Consider the following 17,926-nt stretch of genomic DNA (forward strand, 5'->3'; position numbering starts at 1 on the left):
GCTATGGCCTCAATTCGATGACCGTCTTGCCGATTCTCACGGGTACGCCAAGCTCAACGGGCAGGGCACGGGTCAGTTGCTGGTCCGCCAGGTAGGTGCCGTTGGTGGAGCCGAGGTCCTCGATGAACCAGCGGCTGCCTTGGGGAAACAGCCTGGCATGACGGCCGGAGGCGTAGTCGTCCTCCAAAACCAGGGTGGCCTCTTGGGCGCGGCCCAGCAGGATGGGGCTTGCGGCCAGGGGGAGGGTCCGGCCCTTGAGCGGGCCTTCGATGACGGCCAGTTGCCTGGCCTGCTGCTTCACCGGCTGGGGCGCTTCTTCGGCAAGTTCGGGGTTCTTGCGGACCTGGCGGGCTGTGGGGGCACCTGCTGCGGCCTTGCGCCCCACCATGAGGTCGCGCCGCATTGCGGAGACGATGCTGAAGATCAGCACCCAGAGCAGGAGCAGGAAGCCGAACCGCAGGGCGGTGATGGTGAGTTCACTCATGCGTGACCGCCATGGCCGGCAGGAAGCAGGCGGAAGATGATCTTTGTCCGTCCCATCGTAATGGTGGAGCCGTCAGTGAGTTCGGTGCTTCCGGCAACTTTGTGTCCGTTCACGTAGCTCCCGTTGGTGGAGCCCATGTCCACTGCGCTGGTAACCCCGTTGGCGGTCCGGATCTCGAGGTGGCGACGGGATACACCGGTGTCCTCAACCAGGATGTCTGCGTCGGAGGACCTGCCCAGCACGATGGACGGGGCATTAAGGGAATACCGCTGGCCGTCGATGTCCAGGACAGGCTGCAGCCGGACGGGCTGCCTGCTGGGGGCGGCGGGAAGGTTGGGACGGGGCGCAGGACCGCCCGGGGCGGTGCCCTTTGATTTTTCGGTCGAGGAGATGATTTCGAAGTCACCGGCGCGAAGTTCCGCGTCACGGCGGAAGGAGATGCGCACCGAGCCCTGCAGGGTGTAGCCCTGGCTGCGTACATGGTTGATGACAACGTCGCAGAGTTCCTCGGCCAGTGGCGTGCCCCATTCCTGGGCCCGCCGAAAGTCCTCTTCGCTGAGCTGGACGTCGAACACATTGGGCACCAGGGTGCGGCCCGCGGCCACAGTGAGGGAGCGGTGGTCCACTTCCCGGCGCAGCCTGCTGGCGATCTCCACGGGTTCAACCTGGGCGCGCGAGCCGGTGGAGAAGACGCCGCGGACGGCTTTTTCGATGCCGCGCTCGACTTTGTCCAGCAGACCCATGGTTCTTCTCCTTTCCCCCCGGATGCGGGGCAGTTTTCGTTCCGTAAGTTCAGTTGCAGTGCTGTTCTCAAGCCGACGGTGTGCCTGCGACCAGCAGTCACTCCTACATCAGATACTACTGGGCAGCCCTGTGAATGACCTTAATCCACAACGGCCGGGCGCTGCCAAAAGTTCAGTCTCGGGCTGATGGTGGTGCGTTGCCGCCGGTGTTCCAGACCCTGGCGCAGTCCTGTTTATGGCACCGGTTAGGTGGCGCACGGCCGAGCCCTGGGACCTCAATTAGTGTTTTCCCTCCAATGTCCGTTATGCTTGATCTCGCTGCTTTTACAGGGTTGCGGTTCGGGAAACCGGCCGCGATTCCGTGAAGGAAGTTGCGCGCGAGTGGCGGAACGGCAGACGCGCTGGCTTCAGGTGCCAGTATCCGAAAGGGTGTGGGGGTTCAAATCCCCCCTCGCGCACGCAAATGAAGGGCCCCGGTCAACAGACCGGGGCCCTTTTGCTTTAGCGGCACGGGGGTTACTGCCGCGCGGAAGCCTTGAACCGGCGTCGGGAGTTCGCGAGGTGGCTGCGCATGGCAGCTGCCGCGGCAGCCTCGTCACCATCCGCGATGGCGTCAGAAATGGAGCGGTGTTCCTGGACCACCTGGTCAAAGTGGTCACGTGCATAGTGTTCGACGCCGGTCATCAGCCGGGTGCGCGGCATCGCGATCATGGTCTGTCCAAGGGCGGCCAGGCAGTCCGAGTAGAAGGGGTTGCCCGACGCGGCGGCCACGGCCCGGTGGAAGTCGAAGTCGGACTTCATGGCGTGGGCTGGATGGCCGGCACTCGCGGTGAACTCCTCCAGTGCGGCGGTGACGGCCCGCAATTGCCGTTCTGTGTGGTTTCTTGCTGCCAGCGCCGCGGCCTCGGTTTCCACGCCCATCCGGAATTCGAGCATGTGGAGGCGGTCCTCCATGGTTGCCACGGGACGGGCCCCGGGTGCTGCCTGGGGCCCGTCCGACGGCGGGGTGAGGGCGAAGCTGCCACGCCCCCGTTCAGTTTCTACAAGTCCCTCGGCCTGGAGCCGGGTGAGTGCCGCCCGGACAACGGTCCGGCTGACGCCGAAGTCGTTGATGAGGGTGTTTTCGCTGGGGAGCTTCTCGCCGGGCTGGATGGCGCCGTCGACAATGCGGGTGCGAAGGTCAGCGGCGAGGTCCGCGGTGAGGTTCCGGCTCATGGCAACAAGGTTACGCGCCGAACTCCACGGAGTCGGTGGTCCAGGCGCGTGCCTGGTCGCTGAGGGTGACGCCGAGGCCGGGGCGGTCGGGGACGATCATCCGGCCGTTCTTCGTTTCGAGGCGCTCGTTGAACAAGGGATCAAGCCAGTCGAAGTGCTCGACCCACGGCTCGCGCGGGTAGGCGGAGGCGAGGTGCAGGTGGATTTCCATGGCGAAGTGCGGCGCCAGGCCCAAACCGCGCTCGTCAGCCAGGGCTGCGAGGCGGAGGAACTGGGTGATGCCGCCCACGCGGGGTGCGTCCGGCTGGATGATGTCGCAGCCGTTGGCGTTGATGAGGCCCTTGTGTTCGGCCACGGAAGCGAGCATTTCACCGGTGGCGATGGGGGTGTCCAGGACGCTGGCCAGGTGCGCGTGGCCCTCGAAGTCGTAGGCGTCCAGGGGTTCCTCTATCCAGATGAGGTTGAACTCCTCGAGCTGGCGTCCCATTCGGAGGGCGGTGGCTCGGTCCCACTGCTGGTTTGCGTCCACCATGAGCGGTACGTCCCAGCCGATGTGCTCCCGGATGCCGGCTACGCGGCGCAGGTCCTCTTTGCTGTCCGGCAGGCCCACCTTGATTTTGATGCCGCCAATGCCTTCCTCGATGGACTGCGTGGCGCGGGCCTTAACTTCGTCCAGCGTGGCGTTGAGGAAGCCGCCGGAGGTGTTGTAGGTCTGAACCGAGTCTCGGTAGGAACCGAGGAACTTGGCCAGGGGCAGGCCGACGCGCTTGGCTTTGAGGTCGTAGAGGGCGATGTCGATGGCGGCGAGGGCCTGGGTGGCGACGCCCGAGCGGCCCACCGAGGCGCCGGCCCAGAGGAGCTTGGTGTAGATCTTGGCGATGTCGTTGGGGTCCTCGCCGATGATGCCCTCGGCGACTTCCTTGGCGTGCGCGTACTGGGCGGGACCGCCGGCGCGCTTGGAGTAGCTGAAGCCGACGCCGGTGTGGCCCAGTTCGGTGGTGATCTCGGCGAAGAGGAAGACCACCTCGGTCATGGGCTTCTGCCGGCCGGTGAAAACCTTGGCGTCGCTGATGGGAACGGCCAGGGGGAGCTTGGCGGTGGACAATTTGACGTGCCGGATCAGGTCGACGGTACTCATGAGTTCTCCTTTGGGCGGGACCGGGCTCCTTCGCCCGCCTTCTTAAAATACAAGTTGCTGGCTTGTATTACAAGCATTGCTCGGCCAATGGGTTGCGAACTGCTACCTGGGTTTCTGGGTTGGAGTGAGGACCGGCGTGTGCCGGATCCCCTTACAAGTTGCTGACGACTTGCCACCGATTGTTCTGGTGAAAGGGTGTCAGGTTGGAGTCTGTGACCTCCTATTGGGACTGTCCGGAAATGATTAATCCGGTGCAATCCTGACAAGTAATTCCAGGGGTTCCTGACGTCAGGTTGAGGTGTGCCCCTAGTGGACGAAATCCGCGCTCGTTCGCCCGTTTTTCCGGATTCTCAAGTCTGGTTCCAGGGTTGGCCAGGGAATTAGACCTCGGTTAAGGGGCATGAATAGTCCGAAATCGAATTTGCACCCGCCCGCACCGCAGTTGCCCATGCAGGATCCGTTCCTCCGACCATTCACTCCGCTTAGATACCGACTGCTCTGCTATCCACCAGCGGCTATTGACACGTGTAAGTGCGGACCGTATAAATATCTGAAACGTTCCACAAAGGCTTCCGGGGAGCACCGCCTTTGTGGGTGGACACCTTTGCGGATTCGCACCGCGGGTATGCCGCTGCGCGCTGACGCTAAACGCGTGCTCCTGCACCCAGCAAAGGAGCTCCTATGTCTCTCTGTCTCGATCGGCGCCGGCCTCTCGGCGCGGTCGTCATCGCAAGTTTGCTGGCGTTAGCCTTGCAGCCGCTCCCCGAGCAGGCAGCCGAAGCGTCAACAGGAGCGGGTGGCGATGTTTCGGTCACCTACACTTCGTACAACGTTGATGAGGGCTCGTACCGCTTGTCGCCGCAGGCGGACAAGTCGCTGGTGCCGGTATCCGACAGTACGGCGATGACGATCAATGTGGACCCGTCCGTGCAGCATCAGTCGTACGAGGGCTGGGGCTCATCGCTCGAGGACGCCACCATCTACCACCTCGGTCGGCTGGCCACCCCTAATCGGGAGAGCGCGCTGCAGGCGCTCGTGAGCAAGGCCAACGGCAACAACATGAACCTGTGGCGCACGACGATCGGGTGCGCTGACTTCTGCCGGACGGCGAAAACGACCGGGTTTTGGACGTACGCGGACAACAACGGTGTTCCTGATCCGACGCTGTCGTCATTCTCGATCGATCGGGATATCACCGACGGCAAGATCGGCATCATGCAGCGCATGCGGGAGATTAACCCGGAGGTACGCTTTTATGCCTCGCTGTGGTCACCGCCGGCCTGGATGAAGACCAACAACAGCCTCACGGGTCCGGAGGGCGTCTTTGGTCACTGCAAGTCCGACGGGACGGAGCCACGCGTTCAGCACGGCATCACCGGGCCGAACCACACCAATTCACCGAACGATTACTACCCTGTCCTCGCGGACTATTACGTCAAGTACGTCCAGGCATACGCCGCGCAGGGCCTCCCGATCTATGCGGTCACGCTGCAGAACGAGCCGGACATTCAGATGCCATACCCGACGACCTGCTTTACTCCGGGGCAGATGCAGGACTTCGCCAAGATACTTAAGCAAAAGTTCAGCGCCGCCGGTATCACTGCGAAGATCTGGGGTATGGATGCCAACCTCACCGGCGACACGTTCAAGTACACCGACGCCCTGCTCGGAGACACCGCGACCAACCCTGCCGTCGATGGCATCGCCTACCACAACTACGACAACACGAACATGTGGCAGCCGAACGCAGTCGCGGCGCAGTATCCCGGCAAGACCCAGCACATGACCGAGATCACGCAGGGTGCGAACAAGCTCATCGAGTTCTTCCGCGGAGGGGTCAGCAGCTACTCGGGATGGGCAACGATGTTTGAATACTCACAGTGCAACGCCGTTGACGACGCCACGAACGACACCGTGCTGTGCAACGCGGGGCCGAGCTGGTGGATGGACCGCCAGGTCAACCCGAACGACCCGGACGCCGATACTCCGTCCCTCATCTCGCCACGTGCGGGAGACCCCAGCCAGTACGATCTCAACGGCTGGTACTACATCTGGGGCCAGTTCTCCAAGAACATCCAAATCGGTGCGAAGCGGATCGACAGCACCGACCGTATGGGCACAGTTTCCAATGTGGCCTTTCAGAACCCTGACGGCTCTGTCGTTGTCGTGGTCGCTAACCGGCCCGACGCTACAGGGCGGCCCGACTCCGATCCCTCCCGCTATAACACAACAAAGCTCGAAACCGCTGCCGCGCCGATCCGAATCGCGACTCCGGACGGTGAGTTTACCGACACCATTCCCGGCGACACCATCGCCACCTACGTCTACACCCCAACGACGGGGAACTCAATCAGCAAGGCGGGCTGGACAGCCTCGGCGACGAACACCTGGGATGCCTTTACACCTGCCCAGGCGATCGACGGCAACCCCCGCACGCGGTGGATGTCGGGTGCAAATCAGAACTCTGGCCAGTCCTTCTCAGTCGACCTTGGTGCCACCCGCACATTCGACCAAATCTCGCTGAACCAGATGGAGTTCCCGACTGACGGGCCCGTGAGCTACACCGTTCAAACGTCCAATGATGGGACGACATGGAGCGGCACAGTATCATTCGGCAGCGGCACCTCCTCGTTCACCAACATCTCATTCGCCCCGACCACCGCTCGCCACATCCGCATCAACCTCACCGCACCAGCAGGTAAGTGGTGGACCATCGGCGACATCAGCGTCTACAACAGCCAAGCCGGCCTGCTGCCGAAAAACTCAGGTTCCATCTCGGCGTCCTCGTCCGGAGACGGAACCGCGGTGGCGGACGCCTGGGACGGCAAGACCGAATCCCGTTGGACCACCGGCCTGCCACAAGCGGCCGGTCAATGGTTCCGCATCGACCTCGGCGCCGCCCGCACCTTCACCGCTATCGAACTCAACTCCGGCCAGTGGTCCGGTGACTTCCCACGCGGTTATACCGTGCAGGTCTCGAACGACGGCGTGAATTGGGGATCCTCGGTCGCAGCCGGCAGCGGTACATCCCATCTGACACGCATCGTCACCGGCACACACACTGCCCGCTACATCCGCGTGCAGCTGACTGCCGCCTCGAGCAGTAACTGGTGGAGCGTTGGCGAAGTACGGGTCTACAACGGCGCCCTCTCAACGACGTCCGGGGTGACCTGGTCGTCGCTGAGCCATAGCGGCTGGGCGGCCTCCGGCTTCGCCAACGCCTCCGCCGCTGGCTTAGGAATCGACCAGTGGCTCGACTCACGATGGCAGTCGGGTCAGGCGCAGAACAATAATGAGTGGTACGAGGTCGACCTCGGCGCTTCCCGCACTTTCAAAGGCGTGCAGCTAATCCACAGCGGCGGCCCGGACAACTGGGGAGGCGACTTCCCGCGGGGCTACGAGATCTACACCTCGACCGACAAGGTGACCTGGACGAAGGTCGCGGCAGGCGATGGATACGGCGTGGTCAATGCCCTCTTCGCGCCACGCACCGCCCGATACGTCAACATCCACAACACCGGGACCGACCCGAACCACTGGTGGTCCATCGGGATGCTGAACGTCCTAACAGGCTGAGGGACGTCCTTGAAGGGGCGCGGTGACCATCGACCGGTCACCGCGCCTCCGGGCTTTCACACACAAACCCGCGGGAACTGGGCAGTTTCCCGCCCGGAAGCCGCGGTGGCAGGCAGACCAAGCCTCCTGCTGCCCGCCTATCAGCTCTTGCGCGCCGATAACGGCGATAGCGGCTCCTGCTGACGCTTGCCTCCTTTAACCCGAGTCTCGTGGAACCACGACGGCTGCCGTGGGCAGGAGAACAGGGGTGAAGGGCTCGCCGGCTGCCGCCGCAGCCACCGCCGCAGCCAAATCAGTGACGAACGACCCTAGGTCGGCGGTCACAGAAGTGAGCGCAGGGGTGACCAGGCCAGCCACCGGGTCGTCGTCGACACCGACGACGGCGAGCTGTTCGGGCACCCTGATACCGGCATCTGCTGCGCCAGCAAGCACGGCGAATGCGACCCTATCGTTGTATGCGCAAACCGCGGTTGGTGCTGCCTCTGACGTCAACGCCTCGCGTAGTTGAGCAGCTGCACCTGCTCGGTTCTGCGGGATCCGAATGATGCCAGGTCGCTCGAGACCTAACTCAGCCGCTGTCTCTAGTACCGCTTCACGGCGGAGCGCTGCCATACGGTCCAGTGCCCTATCGTCCGGTTCGGCGAAAAGGAGTCGGAGGTGGCGCCTGGCGAGATATTCAACTTGGGTTCTAGCAGCCGCGGCAAGAAAGGCGTCGAGCCCCGCAAACGTGGGCAAGAGCGGAACATTGACCCGCGCGAGCAGGTCAGCAAAACCGGGCTCCTCCTGTCCCAAGGAGGTCAGCACCGCCGCGGGCGCGAGATCTCCAACCGCTGCCGCAAGCGCCTCCGGTGTTCCGAGCTCCCAAAGGAGACGGAGTCCGTGCCCTGCCAGTGCATCCGCAAGGCCGGCGACGATGCTGCTGCCGATCGGTTGGGCTGCCTCGGGCACCGACGGGCTGAGCATGAGAACCGTCTTGCTGCGACCACCGCGCAGAAGCCGAGCCGGTCCATATGGGAGGTAACCAAGGCGTTCGGCCGCTTCCAGGACGCGCTTGCGAGTGGGTTCCGCAATCCGCTGCCGTGGATCGTTGTTCAACACGTAACTGACGGTGGCTCGAGAAAGGCCAGCCTCACGGGCCACGTCGGCACTCGTCACCCGCGTCATCATTCCTCCACAATCTCATAGTGATCGCGGAATTCATTCTCTGCCCGGCCTGTCGGAAAGCGCCACTCGTGACCGCGTGATTGGGGCACCACTGCTCATGATGATGCCCTACATCCGACCTAAGCCGGGCCTCCTGCCGAATTTCGGGTAGGCAGGGACCTGTTCGCGATGGCGACTCTGTGGGGCGGCGAGGTTCAATGCAGCGACGGGCGTGTCCTGGAACTGAAATCCTCTTAGGCCGCAATCATGCGCAACGCTCTTGAAACAGCGACGATGCGCGGTTGGACAGGCAGTTGCGCGGCACATTTTGGACAAGCAGGAAAAGAAACCCCGGGCCATAGGTGGGGCGAATCATCATCGAGCGTGCCCTCAGGGGCCGGACCGGGCCGGCATGCCGCCGAATAGGACTTTGGACCCGGTCACCTAGGAACAGATCCGTAGTTTTTGGGCCCACCGACCGCTGCTACGAACGGGACGTCCCGAGGCCGTGATCGTTGATGTCAAGAAGCTCGGCAGGATCGCCGGGTGCTGGGCCGGGCAGACTAGCTACAAAGCTCAGCCAACTACTGCTCCTTGGGCACAAGATTGGGCTTCAGCTACATCATCGTCGGGTATCGATGGCCGCTGCTGCTGTGGCAACTAACGGTTAACCATGCCGCCTCCCACCAGCTCTGACGCGTCTCCGACCCGTGCTGGCTCCAGGAACACCGAACTCCTGATTAGATCCGCCACCTTGGCGGAACGGCAAAGCAAAACGCTTCAACAGTTGGGTCCAGGGAGACTGGGCTCCCTAGCCCTTCCCTTTAAACCAAGCCCGTACCAGTGCCGTACAACCATGGCTAGAGTTCCACCATCGGCTCCTGCGGCAGCTAAGAGAATCATCCATCACCAGGGGCAGCCAACAAACAGCCACAGTCCTGCAGTGCAGGACTGTGGCTGTTTCCGGAGGGGTGAGAAGGGACTGTCTGAATAACGGTGTGTGGAGTCCGGCCTGATCCGAAAGGAGACGGCCGTGTCGGAGTCCACGACCGAGATGACAGGGGTGATGATCGATCCTGTGACGGGAGAGATCATCGATCAGAAGGAACTTGCGGAGCGGTTGCTCGCGCAGGCCAAGGAACAGGGCGTGAGCCTGGTCGGCCCCGGCGGGCTGCTGAACCAGCTAACCAGGAACGTGCTCGAGACCGCGCTGGAAGCTGAGCTGACCGAGCACCTCGGGCACGAACACGGTCAGACACCGGTCGCAGCCAACATGCGCAACGGCACCAGGTCAAAGACCGTGCTGACCGAGATCGGCCCGGTCGAGATTGAGGTGCCCCGGGATCGGGACGGATCGTTCGAGCCGGTAATCGTTCCCAAGCGGAAACGGCGTCTGGACGGGATCGACCAGATCGTGCTCTCGCTGTCCGCACGGGGGCTGACCACCGGGGAAATCGCCGCGCACTTCGAGGAGGTCTATGGCGCCAAGGTCTCCAAGGACACCATCAGCCGCATCACGGAGAAAGTCTCTGGCGAATTGGCCGAATGGTCTGCCCGGCCTTTGGATTCGGTCTATCCGGTGCTCTTCGTTGACGCGGTCGTGGTCAAGGTCCGTGACGGGCAGGTGCGTAACACCCCGTTCTACGTCGTTATGGGGGTCACCACCAACGGGGAGCGGGAGATTCTGGGCATCTGGGCCGGCGACGGTGGTGAGGGTGCCCGGTTCTGGCTGCAGGTATTCTCCGAGCTGAAGAACCGGGGCGTGGAAGATGTGTTGATCGCTGTCTGCGATGGGCTCAAGGGCCTGCCGGAGGCGATTACGACCACGTGGGAGAGAACGGTGGTGCAGCAGTGCATCGTGCACCTGATCCGCAACAGCTTCCGCTATGCCGGACGCCAGCACCGTGACGGTATCGTCAAGGCGCTCAAGCCGGTTTACACGGCCCCGTCCGAGCAAGCGGCGAAGGACCGGTTCGCCGAGTTCACCGCAGAATGGGGCCAGCGATATCCGGCAATCGTGCGGCTCTGGGAATCCTCCTGGGCTGAATTCGTGCCCTTCCTGGAGTACGACGTGGAGATCCGGCGGGTGATCTGCACGACGAACGCAATCGAGTCGATCAACGCCCGCTACAGAAGGGCGGTGAGGGCCCGCGGGCACTTTCCAAATGAAACCGCTGCCCTGAAATGCCTGTACCTGGTCACCAGATCTCTTGATCCCACCGGCGGCGGCCGGGCACGCTGGGTGATGAGGTGGAAGCCTGCCCTAAACGCGTTCGCGATTACCTTCGCGGGCCGGTTCGAAAGAACCACTCAATAATGAAAAGTGGCCGGACTCCACACACCGTTTATCGGACAGTCCCGGTGAGAACAGTTCAGCGGTCCTCGAACTCGTCGAGGCTCCATTCATCCCGCCAGTGGATAACTGGCCGGTCACCATCGAAGGTCAAAGGCAACCATACGTAGTCGGCGAGGGACGTGTTCACTTCGGCGAATTCCTCCATCCGGATGTCTCCGTCCCGGCCTGGCGCGAAGTGTTCTTCGAAGGCCTTATGCGCTTTGGCACCGTGCTCGAGGTATGTGGGCAACCAGCGATCCCCGAGAGCGATGTAGAGGTCTTTCTTGGTGGGGTGCTTGAAGACGGAAGAGATCTGGGTGTGGAAAGAAGTCCGTGACGCGTCCGTTGGGTGCAGATCGCCGAGCACTGTGTAGGGGCCGTGGATACTCCTGGCGACAGCAGATTCGGAGGGGTTCGGGTAATAGCCGGTGGTTCCGGATGTAAGGAGGTAGTGCTGGCGGTTGCGCCGAAAATAAGCGGGTGCTTCTCGCACAAAGGGGGGCTGTGGCTGAGGAAAGTGGGTGGAGTAGTAGCCAGTGACGTCCGTGTAATCGTCGGTGAGATCGGCGACGATCATTTCTGAGTGCACTCGTTCGAAGATGTAGTAGCCCTTGCCGTCGTGGGGATCGACGACGAGGTCGAAGTCTCCGGCGCTCATGCTGAGCGGCCGTAGCCAGGTTTGCTCGATCTTGTAGGGACCGAGGATGTGATCGGCTACCAGGACGGTGGACCGCTGTACCGAGCCTTTACTCATCACTTTGATCCAGCACACGAACTGACCGGTGTTCTCGTTGTGGATGATGTGTGGTCGGTCTGCCGCTTGTTCCGGGTGCAAAGGGTGTTCCGGGTCATCTTCGACGGGTGGAATGATCAGGCCGCGGTCCTCCCAGTTGTACAGGTCGGTGGAGGAGTAGCATCGCACTCCCCAATGCCAGATGTTGCTGCCGGGAAGGGTGTGTTCCTTGTTTTCGCCGTACCAGTAGTAGACGCCGTCGACGGTGATGATGGATCCGCCGTGGACTTGGATCCTGTTGCCGTTCGTGTCCAGCCAGGTTTGTCCTGGGTGAAATGCGGTCAGTGCGCTCATAGCCTTCTTTCTGTGGTGAGCGGGATGAGGTCCATTGAGGACTTGTGTTGATAACACCAATGGTTAGCGCGCTGTCGTTACCACTGGGCGAGATCTAAGACGATGATCTACCGTGCCAGCACGCCAGGACGATGGGGGCGTACCGCTGCCGGAGCAACCCAATGGGCGTTCCCGACGCATAGCAGTACCTAATCTGTGGAAGTCAGTCTGTAGTGAAGCGATTCATCATGTCAAGGGCAGTCGGGAAAGAAGAGTTGCCGATTCTCCTGCCCTAATTCTTATTCTGTTGCTTGACAACGTGTGCGGCGGGGCTTTAGCTTCTGATGAAGCGCTTCATCATGAGTGTCACATTCAAGGAGGAATTGTGTTCAAAGCAAATCAACGGGCAGGCCGAGGGATTCCGGTTGTCGCATTGCTCAGCGTCGGAGTTCTCGCGTTGTCCGGCTGCAGCAGTAGCACTAACAGCGGCGGAGGCACTGAGGCCGGCCCATTCACATATCTTGGACAGAACGAGAACACGACGATTGCCGGGACGCTGGAAACGTTGGCCGGGGACAAGTGTTCAGCCGAGAACACTTCGGCGAAGTTCACCCCGGATGCTATTCCAGGTACGACCTGGGATCAGCAGCTTCAGCTTTTGGCAGGGCAGGAGGGGCTGTCGGATTTCGGCATGGCCGCAGGCACACCGTCGTTGATGAAGCAGTTTATTGATTCCGGTCAGGTGCAGGACATTTCCATTGAATTGGAAGCGATGGGGATCAAGGACAGGATTCTTCCCGCCGCTGAGTCGACGATCAAGGCGCTGCATGGCACCGATAAGCTGTACGCGCTTCCCACGGAGTTCAACATTGAGGGGTTCTGGTTCAACAAGCAGCTCCTGCAGGACAACGGAATTACTCCGCCCAAGACGTGGGACGAGCTCGTCGATGCCGCCGCAAAACTGCAGGCTGCCGGCATCCAGCCGTTTTCCGCATCAGGGGAGCAGGGCTGGCCCGTTACCCGCCTGGTTGGCAACTACCTTTTCCGTGATCTCGGCCCGGATGCGCTGCAGAAGGTCGCCGACGGGGAGGCAAAGCTGACCGACCCTGAGTACATCAAAGCCGCTGATGAGGTCGCAGCCCTGGGGAAGGCCGGGTACTTCGGTTCCGCGCCCACCTCGATCGATTACGACACCTCACTGAACGTCTTCATGACCGGTAAGGCGGCCTTCCTTTACATGGGCAGCTGGGCGCTGACGGCATTCAACGACGAAACCAAGAATCAGATCGGGGTCGATAACGTCGGGTTCTTCTCATTCCCCGATGTGGACGGCGGGAAGGGCAGCAGCGATCAAATCCCGGCGAACGTGGGTATCCCGACGATGTTCTCCAGCAAGGGCTTCGATGACTCCACCAAGGCGTGGATGGGTTGCATCGTCAAAAACTACGGTGACACTGTCCTCAAAGACAGCGGCGTAGTTTCCGGCTTCAAGGTCGACAACCCGCCGGCAGACCTTCCCGCAACGACAAAGCTGGTGCAGGAACAAATCGCGAATGCTCCCTCGAGCGTGTTGTGGTTCGAGGCGCTCATGAGCTCACAGGCAACCACGGTGAGCCAAAGCAACGGCGGTGGCCTGGCCAACGGCTCCGTCAGCGGTGAACAGTTCATGCAGCTCGTTCAGGACGCCAACAAGGGCTGAGAAGACACCAACGTTAGGGGTTCCGAGGCTCCCGTTTCGGAACCCCTAATCATTTCTGAAAGCAGAACATGAACAAAGTACTTGGAGACCGCAGAGCTATTTTCCTTCTGCTGGGACCGGCGCTGCTGGTGTACTCACTCGTCATGCTCGTCCCAATTTTTTGGTCGATGGGCTACACCGTCTTTGACGGCGGCATCCTCACCGGATTCACTTTCGTCGGGTTCGGCAACTTCATCAAGTTCTTCAACGACCCAACAGCACTCAGCGCGACGTGGTTCACCGTCCGCTACGCGCTGATCCTCACGGTCCTTCAGGTTGGCTTCGGATACCTCCTTGCGCTCCTGTACACCTTCAGAATCAAGCGCGCCTCAAGCTTCATCCGCACCATCATCTTCTTCCCCGTCGTGCTCCCCACCGTCGGCGTCGGGCTACTGTTCCAGAAGCTCTTCGAGGCCGCTCCCACCACGGGTCCCGTCAACGGCCTGCTGAATCTGCTCGGATTCCCATCGGTGGACTGGTTCGGGTACCCGGACCAGTCCTTCTGGGTGATCATCCTTCTGGACCTGTGGCGGTCCATGGGTTTCTACGCGATCCTCCTGTACGCCGGCCTGGTCGACATCCCCGAGGAGCTCGTTGAATCAGCGCGCATCGACGGCGCGTCCGGCTGGCGCATGGTGCGCTCAATCGTCGTTCCCCTGTCACTGCCAGTACTGCTTTCATCCCTGATCTTCAGCATCAACGGAACCCTGAAAGTGTTCGACACGATCGTCGCTCTCACCAACGGCGGGCCCGGGAATGCAACGACCCCACTGACGCTGTACATGTTCCAGACTTCGTTCAGTTACGGCGAGTACGGGTACGGCAGCACCATCGCGACAGTACTAACCATCCTCTGCCTGCTGGTGACAATCCTTATTTTCCGTTCCACTCGCCGTGACCTTACGAAGGGATGACCATGAGTACAGCACCTTCGACCGCAGCAGCTTCAAACAAGGCACCGTCGGAAACAGCACCTCCAACCGCGACACCACCGGCTTCCCGCAGAGCCAAACACGTCAGCCGCTTCTTCATGCGCCTGCCGTTGGACATCGTCATAGCCCTGCTGCTGATCGCTGTTATCTACCCGATCATCTGGCTTGTTCTGAGTTCCTTCAAAAGCCAGTCCGAGTTCCTCAACGCGCCCTTCTGGTCACTCCCGTCCACCTGGTCCTTCACCAACTACACGACGGCGTTCCTCGACGGCGGTCTCGGCCGCTTCATCCTCAACAGCATCATCGTTGTATTGCCGTCGTTGGCAGTGATCCTGATTCTCGGGACCGCCGCAGGATTTGTGCTTGAAGTGATGGTCTGGAAGGGGCGGGCAGCGGTGCTCCTGACCTTCCTCGCCGGGGTGATGGTGCCGGCGCAGATGATCCTGCTGCCACTGTTCACTATCTACTTCCGCCTACACCTCACAGGAACCCTCTGGCCCCTGTTGATCACCTACATCGGTATCGGCATGCCCCTGACGGTGTTCATGATGGCCACATTCTTCCGCGCCATCCCGCGTGAATTATTCGAAGCTGCCACCATCGACGGCGCCAGCATCTTTCGGTTGTTCTGGCAGGTCGGGCTCCCCCTGGTCCGCAACGCCGCATTCACGATAGGACTGGTGCAGTTTTTTTTCCTCTGGAATGACCTGCTCATCGCCCTGACCTTCACCAATTCCCAAGGGCTGCGCACCATCCAGGCAGGACTTTTGAACTTCACAGGACAATACGGCGCCGTGCAATACGGCCCTACATTCGCAGGCATCGCCGTCAGCGTTATTGGAACGCTGATCATCTACCTCTTCCTCAACCAACAAATCATGAAGGGCCTCACCGCAGGCTCCGTGAAGGGATGACAATGCGCGTCACCAGGCCTCGCGCCGAATACCGACCCGACGGCTTAGGAATCGGGACCGCCACCCCCCGACTGTCGTGGCGCATCGAGTCGAACACCACCAATCTTGTCCAGATAGCGTACGAGATCCGGCTCCGCCTGCCGGACGGAACCGAGCACGTTGTCGAGCGCCGGGACACGAGCGAGCAGGTTTTCGTCGGTTGGCCCTTCGCTCCACTTCAATCCCGACAACGCTGCACAGTCGAGGTCCGCGTACAAACCTCTGACGGCCAGCAATCGGGCTGGAGCGAACCGCTGGAACTGGAAGCGGCACTTCTCGAACAGGACGACTGGAACAGCCCGTTTATCTGCGTTTCCGAGGACGCACCCGCGGAAGGAGTCCGTCCCGGCTACCTGCTGCGATCAGAGTTCACCATCGCCGATGACGTCAGCTCGGCACGCATTTACGCCTCTGCCCACGGCATTTACACACTTACCCTGAACGGCGAACGCGTCGGCGATCAGGAGCTCGCCCCGGGGTGGACCAGCTACCACCACAGGCTTCGCTACCAGACCTACGACGTCACCCACATTCTGCGTTCCGGAAGCAACGCTATCGGCGCGGAACTTAGTGACGGCTGGTACCGCGGCCGGATCGGCTTCCATGGCGGCATCTGGGACAACTACGGCGCCGACCTGTCCCTCCTGCTGCAGCTTGAGCTACACCATGCAGACGGCACCGTCTCAGCGGTCCCGCTCGATACGACATGGCGTAAATCCAATGGGCCAGTAGTCGCTGCGAGTCTCTACGACGGAGAACACTACGACGCCCGCCTCAGCCCCGCCGGATGGGACAGGGCAGGCTTCGACGACAGCTCCTGGTCACGCCCAGTGATCCTTCCCCGCGAAAAATTCCCCGCCGAGCTGCAAGCACCTGTCGGAGTCCCGGTCAGAGAAACCCACACACTGCTACCCTGCGATGTCGAGCACCGGCCCGATGGGCGGATCCGCCTCGACTTTGGCCAAAACATCGCCGGCCGGCTCCGCATCCACGTCAGTGGGCCGGCCGGGCACACCGTGACCTTACACCATGCCGAAGTCCTCGAAGATGGCGAGCTCGCTGTCCGGCCTCTGCGGTCCGCCCCGTCAGTGGACCGCTACACTCTTCGCGGCAGCGGGCCAAAAGAAACCTGGAGCCCCAGGTTCACCATTCACGGATTCCGGTACGCCGAACTCGAAAACTGGCCCGGCGATTTCCAACCCGACAATGTCGAAGCCGTCGTTGTCCACTCCGACATGGAACGCACCGGCTGGTTCGAATCCAACGAGCGACTGGTCAACAAGCTGCACGAAAACACGGTGTGGAGCATGCGCGACAACTTTGTTGACCTGCCCACCGACTGTCCACAACGCGATGAGCGGCTGGGCTGGACCGGAGACATCCAAATCTTCGCTCCCGCAGCCAGCTTCCTCTACTCAAGCAGTGGAGTGCTCGCAAGCTGGCTCTCTGACGTCGCGGCCGAACAAGCCCCCGACGGCGCCATCCCCAACTTCGTCCCCTGGATCGCCTGCGGATTCCCCGAAGAATCCTCCGCCGCATGGGGCGACGCAGCCGTCATCGTGCCCTGGACCATGTACCAGCGCAACGGCGACGTCGGTATTCTGGGCCGTCAATTTGCCTCCATGACGGGCTGGGTGGACCACATGGCCGGCATGGCCGATAACACAGGTCTCATCCGCGAAGGCATGCAATTAGGTGACTGGTTGGATCCCGCAGCACCCCCGGAAGATCCCGGAGCAGGAACAACCGACAAGTACCTAGTCGCCTCTGCCTATCTAGCCCACTCCGCCCGCCTGACCAGCCAAGCCGCCGAGGTTCTCGGCAGATCCCAGGAAGCCGACAGATACCGTGTACTGGCCGACGGCACCGCATGGGCATTCCGGCACGAGTTTCTTTCGCCCGCAGGCCGGCTCGTAGGAGAAACACCCACTTCTCTCGCGCTGGCCCTCGTGTTCAACCTGATCGAGGATCCGGTTCAACGTACCCGGGCTGGAAGTCGACTTGCCGACCTCGTCCGCCAAGGTAGCTACAGGATTCAAACAGGATTCGTCGGCACACCCGTAATCTGCGACGCGCTTGCCCTCACCGGCAATACAGAAGACGCTTACCGGCTCCTACTCGAAACGGAATGCCCTTCCTGGCTGTACCCCGTCAGCATGGGCGCAACCACTATCTGGGAACGATGGGACAGCATGCTTCCCGATGGCACCGTGAACCCCGGGGAAATGACGTCCTTCAACCATTACGCGCTCGGTGCAGTGGTCGACTTCCTTCACCGCGTCCTGGCAGGACTCGCACCCGCCGAGCCCGGCTACCGACGATTTAGCGTCGCTCCTCAACCCGGAGCAACCTTCACCTCAGCCCGTGCCGAACACATCACCCCTTACGGGCTCGCATCGGTCGAGTGGACGCTCGAGGACGACGTATTTTTCCTCGATGTCACCGTCCCACCCGGAGCGACCGCCGACATCCACCTTCCCGGAGGGCACGAGGACGCTCGCGAAGTTGGGTCCGGAAAGCACCACTTCAGAACAAGAATCCGGTCATTTGCAGAAGTCGCTTAAAATGGTTCGCCTAGTGGTCCAGCGAGAGGTGTCGCACCA

At 61.6% G+C, this 17,926-nt stretch carries 12 protein-coding genes and 1 tRNA gene; 7 read left to right on the forward strand and 6 right to left on the reverse strand.

The window, feature by feature from the left end:
• Nucleotide 1: 1 nt before the first annotated feature.
• Together AC5RT4_RS11820 and AC5RT4_RS11825 are read right to left on the reverse strand one after the other, a co-directional pair.
• Complete coding sequence (locus AC5RT4_RS11820; protein WP_494105824.1) at nucleotides 2–484, reverse strand: FHA domain-containing protein FhaB/FipA; 483 nt, start codon at nucleotides 482–484, stop codon at nucleotides 2–4.
• Nucleotides 481–1,227, reverse strand: coding sequence for an FHA domain-containing protein (locus AC5RT4_RS11825; protein WP_494105825.1), 747 nt, complete (start codon nucleotides 1,225–1,227; stop codon nucleotides 481–483). The genes AC5RT4_RS11820 and AC5RT4_RS11825 overlap by 4 nt, the downstream gene beginning before the upstream one ends.
• A gap of 375 nt (nucleotides 1,228–1,602) precedes the next feature.
• On the opposite strand from AC5RT4_RS11825, the gene AC5RT4_RS11830 reads away from it, so the two are divergent.
• Nucleotides 1,603–1,685: transfer RNA gene (locus AC5RT4_RS11830), tRNA-Leu, on the forward strand.
• A 58-nt stretch (nucleotides 1,686–1,743) separates the two neighbouring features.
• On the opposite strand, the gene AC5RT4_RS11835 is transcribed toward AC5RT4_RS11830, so the two are convergent.
• Together AC5RT4_RS11835 and AC5RT4_RS11840 are read right to left on the reverse strand one after the other, a co-directional pair.
• Nucleotides 1,744–2,442, reverse strand: a complete 699-nt coding sequence (locus tag AC5RT4_RS11835) for a FadR/GntR family transcriptional regulator (RefSeq protein ID WP_494105826.1) — start codon at nucleotides 2,440–2,442, stop codon at nucleotides 1,744–1,746.
• 10 nt (nucleotides 2,443–2,452) lie between these two features.
• On the reverse strand, nucleotides 2,453–3,580 hold the full coding sequence (locus AC5RT4_RS11840) for an L-talarate/galactarate dehydratase (protein WP_494105827.1): 1,128 nt from the start codon (nucleotides 3,578–3,580) through the stop codon (nucleotides 2,453–2,455).
• Between the two features lie 681 nt (nucleotides 3,581–4,261).
• On the opposite strand from AC5RT4_RS11840, the gene AC5RT4_RS11845 reads away from it, so the two are divergent.
• The gene (locus AC5RT4_RS11845; RefSeq protein ID WP_494105828.1) at nucleotides 4,262–7,156 is read left to right on the forward strand and encodes a discoidin domain-containing protein; all 2,895 of its coding nucleotides are present in this window, start codon (nucleotides 4,262–4,264) and stop codon (nucleotides 7,154–7,156) included.
• A gap of 195 nt (nucleotides 7,157–7,351) precedes the next feature.
• On the opposite strand, the gene AC5RT4_RS11850 is transcribed toward AC5RT4_RS11845, so the two are convergent.
• Nucleotides 7,352–8,311, reverse strand: coding sequence for a LacI family DNA-binding transcriptional regulator (locus AC5RT4_RS11850; protein WP_494105829.1), 960 nt, complete (start codon nucleotides 8,309–8,311; stop codon nucleotides 7,352–7,354).
• 1,054 nt (nucleotides 8,312–9,365) lie between these two features.
• Between AC5RT4_RS11850 and AC5RT4_RS11855 the strand changes: the two genes are divergently transcribed.
• Nucleotides 9,366–10,616, forward strand: a complete 1,251-nt coding sequence (locus AC5RT4_RS11855; RefSeq protein ID WP_494105884.1) for an IS256 family transposase — start codon at nucleotides 9,366–9,368, stop codon at nucleotides 10,614–10,616.
• A gap of 55 nt (nucleotides 10,617–10,671) precedes the next feature.
• On the opposite strand, the gene AC5RT4_RS11860 is transcribed toward AC5RT4_RS11855, so the two are convergent.
• Entirely contained in the window at nucleotides 10,672–11,721 is a 1,050-nt protein-coding gene (locus AC5RT4_RS11860; RefSeq protein WP_494105830.1) for a family 43 glycosylhydrolase, read from the reverse strand.
• 286 nt (nucleotides 11,722–12,007) lie between these two features.
• Here AC5RT4_RS11860 and AC5RT4_RS11865 point away from each other — a divergent pair, with 286 nt between their 5' ends.
• The 4 genes from AC5RT4_RS11865 to AC5RT4_RS11880 all read left to right on the forward strand — a co-directional run bounded on the left by AC5RT4_RS11865 (nucleotide 12,008) and on the right by AC5RT4_RS11880 (nucleotide 17,887).
• A complete protein-coding gene (locus tag AC5RT4_RS11865; RefSeq protein WP_494105831.1) occupies nucleotides 12,008–13,399 on the forward strand; it encodes an ABC transporter substrate-binding protein in 1,392 nt (463 codons plus the stop codon).
• A gap of 68 nt (nucleotides 13,400–13,467) precedes the next feature.
• Nucleotides 13,468–14,352 (forward strand): carbohydrate ABC transporter permease, encoded by an 885-nt coding sequence (locus AC5RT4_RS11870; RefSeq protein WP_494105832.1) that lies wholly within the window; start codon nucleotides 13,468–13,470, stop codon nucleotides 14,350–14,352.
• 2 nt (nucleotides 14,353–14,354) lie between these two features.
• Nucleotides 14,355–15,284, forward strand: coding sequence for a carbohydrate ABC transporter permease (locus tag AC5RT4_RS11875; protein ID WP_494105833.1), 930 nt, complete (start codon nucleotides 14,355–14,357; stop codon nucleotides 15,282–15,284).
• A 2-nt stretch (nucleotides 15,285–15,286) separates the two neighbouring features.
• Entirely contained in the window at nucleotides 15,287–17,887 is a 2,601-nt protein-coding gene (locus tag AC5RT4_RS11880; protein WP_494105834.1) for a family 78 glycoside hydrolase catalytic domain, read from the forward strand.
• Nucleotides 17,888–17,926: the final 39 nt, after the last annotated feature.

This window comes from Arthrobacter sp. sptzw42 (assembly GCF_059089685.1).

Coding starts and splice junctions, on each gene's coding strand:
- AC5RT4_RS11820 (WP_494105824.1), bottom strand. CDS start 484: ATGAGTGAACTCACCATCACCGCCCTGCGGTTCGGCTTCCTGCTCCTG.
- AC5RT4_RS11835 (WP_494105826.1), bottom strand. CDS start 2,442: ATGAGCCGGAACCTCACCGCGGACCTCGCCGCTGACCTTCGCACCCGC.
- AC5RT4_RS11840 (WP_494105827.1), bottom strand. CDS start 3,580: ATGAGTACCGTCGACCTGATCCGGCACGTCAAATTGTCCACCGCCAAG.
- AC5RT4_RS11880 (WP_494105834.1), top strand. CDS start 15,287: ATGCGCGTCACCAGGCCTCGCGCCGAATACCGACCCGACGGCTTAGGA.
- AC5RT4_RS11860 (WP_494105830.1), bottom strand. CDS start 11,721: ATGAGCGCACTGACCGCATTTCACCCAGGACAAACCTGGCTGGACACG.
- AC5RT4_RS11870 (WP_494105832.1), top strand. CDS start 13,468: ATGAACAAAGTACTTGGAGACCGCAGAGCTATTTTCCTTCTGCTGGGA.
- AC5RT4_RS11825 (WP_494105825.1), bottom strand. CDS start 1,227: ATGGGTCTGCTGGACAAAGTCGAGCGCGGCATCGAAAAAGCCGTCCGC.
- AC5RT4_RS11855 (WP_494105884.1), top strand. CDS start 9,366: ATGATCGATCCTGTGACGGGAGAGATCATCGATCAGAAGGAACTTGCG.
- AC5RT4_RS11875 (WP_494105833.1), top strand. CDS start 14,355: ATGAGTACAGCACCTTCGACCGCAGCAGCTTCAAACAAGGCACCGTCG.
- AC5RT4_RS11845 (WP_494105828.1), top strand. CDS start 4,262: ATGTCTCTCTGTCTCGATCGGCGCCGGCCTCTCGGCGCGGTCGTCATC.